General features: G+C 47.3%; 8 protein-coding genes. All 8 read right to left on the bottom strand.

Features of this window, described 5'->3' with window-relative positions; translation table 11 throughout:
* A partial coding sequence (locus QVP35_RS12980) for an aminotransferase-like domain-containing protein (protein WP_288187913.1) occupies positions 1 to 750 on the bottom strand: 750 nt, incomplete at its 3' end.
* A 22-nt stretch (positions 751 to 772) separates the two neighbouring features.
* Positions 773 to 1,543, bottom strand: coding sequence for a peptidylprolyl isomerase (locus QVP35_RS12975; RefSeq protein WP_022261241.1), 771 nt, complete (start codon positions 1,541 to 1,543; stop codon positions 773 to 775).
* Positions 1,544 to 1,557: 14 nt separating this feature from the next.
* Positions 1,558 to 2,547 carry a Gfo/Idh/MocA family protein gene (locus tag QVP35_RS12970; protein WP_009290742.1) on the bottom strand — a complete coding sequence of 330 codons (990 nt, stop codon included), beginning with the start codon at positions 2,545 to 2,547 and terminating at the stop codon, positions 1,558 to 1,560.
* Positions 2,548 to 2,649: 102 nt separating this feature from the next.
* On the bottom strand, positions 2,650 to 4,488 hold the full coding sequence (locus QVP35_RS12965; protein ID WP_009290741.1) for an ABC transporter ATP-binding protein: 1,839 nt from the start codon (positions 4,486 to 4,488) through the stop codon (positions 2,650 to 2,652).
* Complete coding sequence (locus QVP35_RS12960) at positions 4,481 to 6,649, bottom strand: ABC transporter ATP-binding protein (RefSeq protein ID WP_009290740.1); 2,169 nt, start codon at positions 6,647 to 6,649, stop codon at positions 4,481 to 4,483. Before QVP35_RS12960 ends, QVP35_RS12965 begins: the two co-directional genes overlap by 8 nt.
* Before the next feature lie 18 nt (positions 6,650 to 6,667).
* Positions 6,668 to 7,129, bottom strand: a complete 462-nt coding sequence (locus QVP35_RS12955) for a MarR family winged helix-turn-helix transcriptional regulator (RefSeq protein WP_006565588.1) — start codon at positions 7,127 to 7,129, stop codon at positions 6,668 to 6,670.
* 111 nt (positions 7,130 to 7,240) lie between these two features.
* Positions 7,241 to 8,164, bottom strand: a complete 924-nt coding sequence (locus QVP35_RS12950) for an alpha/beta hydrolase (protein ID WP_022261240.1) — start codon at positions 8,162 to 8,164, stop codon at positions 7,241 to 7,243.
* Positions 8,165 to 8,182: 18 nt separating this feature from the next.
* Positions 8,183 to 8,818: DUF6320 domain-containing protein (locus QVP35_RS12945; protein ID WP_288187911.1), on the bottom strand; the 636-nt coding region annotated here is incomplete at its 5' end.

The following is an 8,818-nucleotide window of genomic DNA, read 5'->3' as shown; positions in this document are numbered from 1 at the left end:
CACACCGGTAGGATACTGACGGGCGGGCGTGACATAGGCGAGATCCGCACCGCTCTGCTCCAGCTGCGAAACCCTCAGGCCTTCCTCGTCCATGTCTACGGGAAGTACCTGAAATCCGAGTTCGCGGACCGTCTGATAGGCGTTTAGGTATGCCGGGTTTTCCATGGCCATGGTCCTGCCCTTACCCAGAGTCAGGCTCAGGAGAAACAGCAGGTTTTCAATCCCCGCTCCTATGATAATCTGGCTGGTGCCCACGTGGACACCTCTGGACTGCCTGAGGTAATACATAATAGCCCTCCTCAGTCCTAAATCCCCCTGATTTTCTCCTTTTTGGAACAACTCACTGTTGTCGTTCATCATGACTTCTTTCAGAAGTCGTCTCCATACATTATAGGGGAACAGAGTCATGTCGACTCCTACGGGAGAAAAATCAAAAGGGATCGGATCTTCCTCCTGCACCGGATCTTCCTCCTCTGTCTCCACGGGAATATTTAAAGACGCCAGGTCTTCCACCTGGCAGATAAAATATCCGCGCTTGGGCTTTGCCTCAATATATCCTTCGGCTGTCAGCTGGCCGTAGGCCAGATCGATCGTATTCCGGCTCAGGTCCATATGCTTTGCCAGCTTCCTGGTGGACGGAAGCCTGGACCCGCAGGGCAGAGCCCCACTCCGTATTTCATCCCGGATATAAGTATAAATCTGCCTGTAAAGCGGTTCTTTTTTTGTGTGATCCAGTCCGATGGTAAGCATCTGTCCCTCCCCAGCAGTTTTTCTAGTAATTCTTTACAGTGATTTTTTGAATGACAATGTCTTTTTTAGGTTTGTTTTCGGCCTTTGCATCTGACACAGTCTGAGCCTCTGCAATCTTGTCCAGAACATCGTATCCGTCATACAGCTGTCCGAATACCGTGTAGTCTCCGGTCAGAGACGGGTATCCTCCCTGGTCTTTAAACAGATTCCTCTGCGATTTTGTAAGCTCTATCGGAGAAGAATCCAGCATTTCATCAGTGATTTCCCTGTTCTGCACTACAAAAAACTGGCTTCCGTTGGTGTCGGGTCCTGCATTTGCCATACAGAGAGCGCCTCTTACCGGGATCAGTTTGTCGGAAGTCTCATTCTTGAACTCTTTTCCCCAGATGCTCTGCCCGCCTTTTCCTGTTCCCGTCGGATCGCCTCCCTGGATCATGAAATCTTTGATGACCCTGTGAAAAATAATTCCGTCATAATATCCGTTGGATGCCAGAGTCAAAAAGTTCTTGACTGCCAGCGGGGAGTCTTTGAGGAAAAACTTAAACTTCATTGTTCCGTAACCCTTGACTTTCACAATGGCAACCGTCTCCCCTTTGGACGGTTCCCCGATCTGCACGGTCTTTTTGGCTCCGTTGATCCTGATCTCTTTATATTTGCTGAGTACCTTTGCCTCTGTGGATGTCTGGGCGGTGGTTTTTGCTTTCTCTGTTTTCTCCTGTTTTTTTCCGGTCTGGCATGCACAAAGCGCTAATGTGCAGAGGATCAGCCCCCCTGCGATCAGTTTCTTTTTCATGAATCTGTTCTCCTTTACTGTTCTGTGATTTTATCTGCCGGAAATACGATTCCGGTCTGCCGTCTGGCTTCGTCTATGATCTTCATTTCCATGACAGAAGCTTCCAGATATGGATGGTCTGTCTGCCCTGTCTCTATCAGTTCCACAAAGGTCTGTGCTTCGTAATTCATCGGGTTGGAACGGCTGTCACATTCAATGATCTCTTCGCTGCCGTCGTTGTAAAGAATCTTGATCTCTCTTGGATTCGGGCACTCTGACACGATCATGCAGCCCTTCTCTCCCTGGATCTGGGTCGGAAGCTTGGAATTGGTGATCTTTGAGTAAATGACTTCCGCCTGTTTATCCCCATAGGACGCGATGAGAGAGCCTGCCCCGTCCACACCGTTGTCCAGGAATATGGCATCTGCCAGTATTTTTTCCGGCATCCCGAATAAAGCTGCAAGAAAATGCACGCAGTACACGCCGATGTCCATAATGGCTCCGTTGGAAAGCTCGGGCTTAAAAGCATTTTCAATAATTCCGTTTTTAAACTTGTCATATCGTGAAGAATACTGGCAGTACTGGATCGTGGCACGGCGCACGGTGCCGAGCTTAGGAAGATGTTCTTTCATTGCTTTAAATCCGGGTGTATGTACGGACTTCATGGCTTCCATAAATACGACCTGGTTTTCCTTTGCCGCCTGAATCATCAGTTCAAGCTCCGTTAAATTGGATGCCACAGGCTTTTCACATAACACGTGCTTTTTGTGGTTGAGCATCATCATCGTGTGCTTAAAATGACAGTAGGTAGGGCTTGCCACATAGACCGCATCGATCTCAGGGTCCTTTGCCAGTTCTTCATAATTATCATATACCTTATCGACCCCGTATTTGGCCGCAAATTCTTTCCCCTTTTCCATTGTCCTTGAATAGACCGCTGAAAGCTCGATCCCTTCGACCTCCCGGATGCCTTCCAAGAGCCAATCCGTGATAAAATTCGTTCCTATACATGCCAACCGTACCATAATTTCCTCCTTATACCTAAATGCAATTTAGCCTCTGGCACATCGGGGCAAAAATGCACCGACGGTACCGGAGGCTTTCAGGACCGGAAGATAAAATTCCTTCTAGTCCGCTGTTTCAAACTGACTGTTATAGAGGTTCGCATAGAAACCGCCTTTCGCAAGCAGTTCCTCGTGATTTCCCTGTTCTACGATATCCCCGTGGTTCATGACGAGGATCATATCAGCATCCTTGATCGTAGAAAGACGATGTGCGATGACAAAACTGGTCCTTCCTTCCATCAGATTATCCATGGCTTTCTGTATCCGCTCCTCCGTCCTTGTATCAACGGAACTGGTAGCTTCATCTAAGATCAGGATCTTAGGGTCGGCCAGGATCGCTCTCGCAATGGTCAGAAGCTGTTTCTGTCCCTGGGAAATGTTATTGCTCTCCTCATTTATTATCATATCATAACCTTTCGGCTGTGTCTCGATAAAATGATGGGCAAATGCAGCTCTTGCCGCTCCCTGGATCTCTTCTTCGCTGGCGTCTAACTTTCCGTACCGGATATTATCACGGACGGAAGCATTGTAAAGCCATGTATCCTGGAGAACCATTCCAAACATCTGCCGGATATCGCTTCTTTTAAAGTCTCTGACATCATAACCGTCGATCTTGATCGATCCGCCGCTGACATCATAAAATCTCATCAAAAGTTTGATCATCGTCGTTTTTCCTGCGCCTGTCGGCCCGACGATAGCGATCTTCTGTCCTTCTTTGACTTCCACGGAGAAATCGTTAATGACCCTCTGTTTTTCATTGTACCCGAAGGATACATGTTCAAAGGTCACATTTCCGTCCAGCGAAGACACATCCACAGGATTCTCCTTTACTTCTTCTTCCTCCTCTTCTTCGAGGAATTCAAAGACACGCTCTGCGGAGGCCGCGGTCGTCTGCATCATGTTGCCGACCTGGGCCAGCTGGGTGATCGGCTGGGTAAAGTTTCTTACATACTGGATAAAGGACTGGATCTGCCCTACCTCAATGGTATTCTTGATTGCCAGAAATCCTCCCAGAATCGCAACGACCACATAGCCTAAGTTTCCCACAAACTGCATCAGAGGCATCATTGCCCCGGAGAAAAACTGAGATCTCCACGCAGAATTATATAATTTTCCGTTTACTTTTTCAAACTCTTCCACAACACTCTTTTCTTTATTGAATACTTTTACAATGTTGTGGCCGCTGTAAATTTCTTCTACCTGGCCGTTGACTTCCCCGAGCAGTGCCTGCTGCGCCTGGAAATAAGGCTGGGATTTTTTCATGATCGCACCGATCATCAGGAAGGATACCGGAAGGATCACGACCACGGCGACCGTCATCGGAACGCTGATCCTGATCATCATAACGAACACACCGATAATGGTAGCCACAGAAGTAATGATCTGTGTCATACTTTGATTCAGACTCTGTCCCAGAGTATCCACATCGTTGGTGATCCTTGAGAGCACCTCACCGAATGTTCTGCTCTCAAAATATTTCATCGGCATCCTGTGGATCTTTTCAGAAATATCTTTTCTCATCTGATATGTGGTGTTGTTGGACACATGGGTCATGATCAGTCCCTGAAGGAATGAAAATGCCGCAGATGTCAGATACAGTCCGAGAAGCGTCAGCAGTATGCCCCTTATCTTGGAAAAATCAATTCCGCCGGTTCCCTGGACTTTTTTCACCAGTCCGTTAAAAATTTCAGTTGTGGCATTTCCAAGTATGGTCGGTCCTACAATGTTAAATACCGTGCTGGCAATGGCAAACAAAATAACAAAAGCGATAGCGCCGTAGTAGCGTCTCATGTATTTTAACAGCTTCTTAATCGTTCCTTTGAAATCTTTTGCCTTCTCACCGCTGCCCTGCATCGGTCCATGCCCCATTCTCCTTGCCGGTCTTCTGTTCTGATTACTCATGTTCTGCCGCCTCCCCTCTAGCTTTTACAAAATCATCCTCAGACAACTGGGATTTTGCAATCTGTAAGTAGACCGGACATGACTCCAGCAGTTCTTCATGAGTGCCTGTGCCCACGACGCGGCCCTCATCTAAGACAACGATCTGGTCTGCGTGCAGGATCGTACTGATCCTCTGCGCAACGATCAGGGTCGTGCTTCCCTTCGTCTCTCTGGCCAGTGCCTGCCGAAGTGTCACATCCGTCTTATAATCAAGTGCGGAAAAGCTGTCGTCAAAAATGTAAATTTCCGGGTCCTTGGCAACTGCCCTGGCGATGGACAGCCTCTGTTTCTGTCCTCCGGATACATTAGACCCTCCCTGAGCGATCGGAGAATCATATGCCTCTTTCTTGTCTTCGATGAAATCTGCAGCCTGTGCAATCCTTGCCGCTTTCTTCACCTCTTCTTCGGATGCATCCTCTTTTCCGTAACGCAGGTTCGAGTCGATCGTTCCGGAAAACAGAACCCCCTTCTGGGGTACATAGCCCAGTTTATCTCTTAAATCCGACTGTTTTACCTCCCGGATATCTACTCCGTCAACGAGAATACTTCCCTCTGTCACATCAAAAAACCTCGGGATCAGATTGATCAGCGTGGACTTTCCGCTTCCGGTGCTTCCGATAAACGCCGTGGTCTTTCCGGAAGGCGCCGTAAAGCTGATGTCGTGGAGCATATCCTCCCCTGCATCGGGATATCGGAAAGAAACATGCTTAAATTCCACTTCTCCCTTTTTCTCATTCAGAAATTCTTTCGGCTGTTTCGGATCTTTGATCATGATCTCCATATCTAAAATTTCATTGACACGCTCTGCTGCCACCTGGGCTCTCGGCATCATGATGGAAACCATGGAGATGAAAAGGAATGACATGATGATCTGCATCGCATACTGAATGAACGCCATCAGATCTCCGACCTGCATCCTTCCCAGGTCAATGTTGTCTGCTCCCACATAGACGATCAGGACCGTCATGGCATTCATGATCAGCATCATGAGCGGCATCATAAACGTCATTGCCCTGTTGACGAACAGGTTGGTCTTCATCAGGTTCTTATTGGCCGTGTCAAACCGTTCTTTTTCGTGCTTTTCGGTGCTGAATGCACGGATGACGGGAAGCCCGGTCAGAATTTCCCTGGATACAAGGTTCAGCCGGTCGATCAGTTTCTGCAAAACCTTAAATTTCGGCATAGCCACAGTAAACAGGACTAAAATCACGGTCATGATCGCCACGACTCCAATGGCAATGGTCCATGTCATATCCACGTTGGTTTTCAGTACTTTATAGATACCTCCAAGCCCCATCAATGGTGCAAATACAACGATGCGGAACATCATGGTCACAAACATCTGGATCTGCTGGATATCGTTCGTACTCCTGGTGATCAGGGATGCCGTGGAAAACTTATCAAACTCTGAGTTCGTAAAATCCATTACCTTTTTAAAAATATGGTCACGGAGAATTCTGCTCAGCCTGGCTGCCAGTTTTGCGGATAATAAAACGACAGTTACGGCCACAGCCATAGCCAGCAGTGCAAGCCCTACCATAATGGCTCCGGTCTTCAACATGTAATTGGTCTGTATCTGGTCTAAGTCGAGCCCCATGGCTTTATATTCCGCTTTTACAAAAGAGATCGCGGCCTGGCTGATGATGCTTTCCGGCATGTCATCAATGCTCTTTCCCTTAAATTTCTGCGCCATTTTGGCATTTTCTTTGGTCTGGCCGCTTTGCTCCATCATTTTCATTTCCAGCATCAGCATCGGTTTTGAAAGGATTTTGTCTAAATCCTCCCTGTCCTTTTTACTGATGTCTTTTCTCACATAGAGACGGCCTTTTTTATAAGAGCTGTAATCAGAGTCTTTCACCTGTTTTTTCGTGTACAGCTCATAGGCATCCTTCACTTTTTCTGCATCTTTCGGCTTCATCATTCCCATGAGTGCCTGCATGGACTCTTCCCGGACGGCATCCGGCACTGCGTCCTCGATTCCGCCCTGCTGGATTCCTACATTGACAATATTGGACGTATACGTCGGGATCGTCAGTTCACAGCTGACCTGCACACACAAAAGCAAAACAATGCATGCGATCGGGATATATGCTTTTTTCAGATATCGGAATATTTTCAGCATGATGTCTCCTTTCTACGATTATTCCTTACATTTACAAGTTCCTATTTCCAAATCAACTAATTTATCAAGCCCCTCATAAAACTTTGTGAGCAGCCGGAACAGTTCTTCTTTTTCCTCTTCCGTGAAGGTCTTCATGACCTGATTTTTAACTTCGACGGTAGCTTCGGAAATTTTCTCATAGATCTGCCGTCCGTGTTCCGTGAGATACACGAGGCTTCTCCTCTGATCTTCCGGGTCCTGCTTCCTGATGACAAATTCTCTTTTTTCAAGCCTGCGGATCATGACATTGATCGTCGAAGGCTTAATGCCCAATCTATCTGCAATCTCCTTCTGAGTCACTCCTTCTTTCTTGTAAAGGCCGGTGATCAGCGGCATCTGCCCCGGATGCAGACCTGCCTCCTTTAGGTAAGCAAATCCGATTGCAAAATTTTTATGGTTGATCTTCAGAAGCAGGTGATAAATGCCGTCATCTTCATACATGATGACTCCTTTCTTAAACCTCAAAAAATATATTAGTTATCTAATCATTAGTTGACTAATGGTTATCATAGCACAGTGCAAATGGAAATACAAGAAAAGAATTGTGAAGATTCAGTGACGTTTTTTCGTCCCGAAAATCATTCTGAAAAAGGTCCTGATTTCTCTCCAGGCCTCTTTGCTCTCCGGCAGCATTCCCATAGCCAGCTGAAACACATGGAACATGTCGGGATAGACACTGTTTCTCACCGAAACACCGCTTTCCTTCACCTTTCTTGCCACTCTCAGTGTGTCGTCCAGCAAAACTTCCCTGCCGCCTGTCTGAAACAGCATCGGCGGAAATCCATGATAATCTCCGAACAGTGGGGAAATATACGGATTGCTGACATCCTCACTTCCCGGATACAGAGAATCGTAAAGCATCGTGACCTTTGATCTGCCGAACAGCGGGTCTCTTCCGTAATTATATTTGAGACTTTCTCCGCTCAGTGTAAGATCCGTCCACGGTGACATCAAAATAAAACCTGCCGGCATGGAAATTCCATGATCCTTCAGATATAAACCTAGAGCCAGCGCAAGTCCTCCCCCGGCAGAATCCCCCGCAATCACGATCTTTTCCGGCGGGAATCCCTTCTCCTCTGTCAGCCACCGGTAGGCTGAGACAGCGTCTTTAAGCGCCGCAGGAAACGGATGCTCCGGCACGACCCGGTAATCCGGTGACAGGACACTTCCTCCCCCGCTACAAATAGAGTACTGGAGGGCAGCTCTGCGGTATGCGTTTCTAAGAGTCCCGATATATCCGCCGCCGTGCAGCTGCAATACCGCCAGGTCATTTTTATCCTGATCCGGAGACAGAAATTCCATCTGAAAATTCTCATGTGCCAGTTTCTCGTTTGTATACCCTTTTGGGCACTTCCACCGGTATTCCTTCGGATTCTGATGTCCCATGCCGGTGGCATATGTCCTTCCTCTGGGTGTCGCTGTAAATCCTCTGATGCATTGAACGGCCATCTGTCCGCGCAAACTTGCTCGTTTCATAGTATGCTCCTTCTCTGATTAGGTGTGAAATCTTCTGGCCAGTTCATTTTTCCCCTGCTTGTTCCCTGCCGCTAAAATAACAAATACCGTCAGTACTGAAATTCCGCAGGATATCCATGCGATCAGCGGCTGTTCAAAGAGTCCGAACAGGTACATGATGACCGGTACCACACTCAAGACCGCTATAAAAATCAAGTACATCAGATAACTGTACCATGTCTTTCTGTTTACCAGTACCAGCACTACCACTGCCAGATCTGCCGTCAGGATCAGCCCCGGTATGACATAAGCCGCAGACCATCCCTCATATCCGATGACATAGTCAATGACAGATACCAGAATTCCTCCGCCGATAACCTCCACAACGATCTTTGCGGCCAGATTTCTCCTGTGTACAATGGAATAGGATACAGTCACCATTAGATATAAAATACTTGCAAGGACGATTGCCGACCAGAGAAATCCATTATATGTAATATAATTGATGATTCCCATAAGGACTGCAATCATACCGAGCAGGATGAAAAAAATATTTTTAATCCCGTAAAGCCTCATTCTTTCTTCTTCCGGATCAGGGTACATTCTCTCCCGCTTAACGGTTTTTCCGTCATCACTTAATACCCTGTTGCAGAGCGGGCACGTCACGGTCTCATC

The sequence above is a fragment of the Anaerostipes sp. CAG:276 genome, from assembly GCF_000432215.1.
GTDB classification, from domain to species: Bacteria; Bacillota; Clostridia; order Lachnospirales; family Lachnospiraceae; genus Anaerostipes; species Anaerostipes caccae.
This window is presented reverse-complemented; position numbering and strand designations above follow the sequence as displayed.